Source organism: Roseibium sp. RKSG952 (assembly GCF_009711355.1).
Window position 1 is genome coordinate 1 of the sequence record NZ_SMMF01000360.1, and the last position, 709, is coordinate 709.

At 60.8% G+C, this 709-nt stretch carries 1 pseudogene; it reads left to right on the plus strand.

What is annotated here, in order from left to right:
- Window positions 1-709 (plus strand): annotated as a pseudogene (locus tag E1297_RS01045) (hypothetical protein); the annotation flags it as partial.

Below are 709 nucleotides of genomic sequence, written 5' to 3' on the forward strand. Positions count from 1 at the left end.
GACAATGACGGCGACGGCGAGACCGACGAATTCGGCGAGGATCTTCTGAGTGACAACAGCCGGATCTTCCACATCACCAGCGCATCCGCGGATACCGGGCTGACGGGTCTTGTTCTGACCGGCGGCGAGGCTAGTTCAGGCGGAGCGGTCTACAGCGCCGCAAGCCTGACGGTTTACAACAGTACCGTGTCCGGCAACACCGCACTCCGTAGCGGCGGAGGCGTCTTCGGGGATGGTGCTCTTACCATTGCAAACAGCACCGTTTCCGGAAACTCCGCAAGGGTTTTCGGCGGTGGTGTAAGGGCAGACGCTGAGCTGACCCTCACCAACAGCACTGTATCCGGAAACTCCGCTCGGACTGGTGGAGGCGTCCACGGGACGCGTACCTTTGACATCAGCAACACCACCGTTTCGGGTAACTCAGCAACGCTTAGCGGCGGTGGCGTCAATGCGGCGGGGGCTCTTACCCTCACCAACAGCACTGTGTCCGGCAACACGGCAACGGAAAGCGGCGGTGGCGTCAACGCAGACGGCGCTGCTACTCTCATCAACAGCACTGTGTCTGGCAATACTGCAGGCAGTGAAGGTGGAGGCATCTCGGCGGACGATGCCGTTACCCTCACCAACAGCATTGTTCTGGGCAACAGTGCGGTTTCTGACGCCGAAATCGACGGGACGGTGGACACAACCGGCGGCGGAAACATTGTCG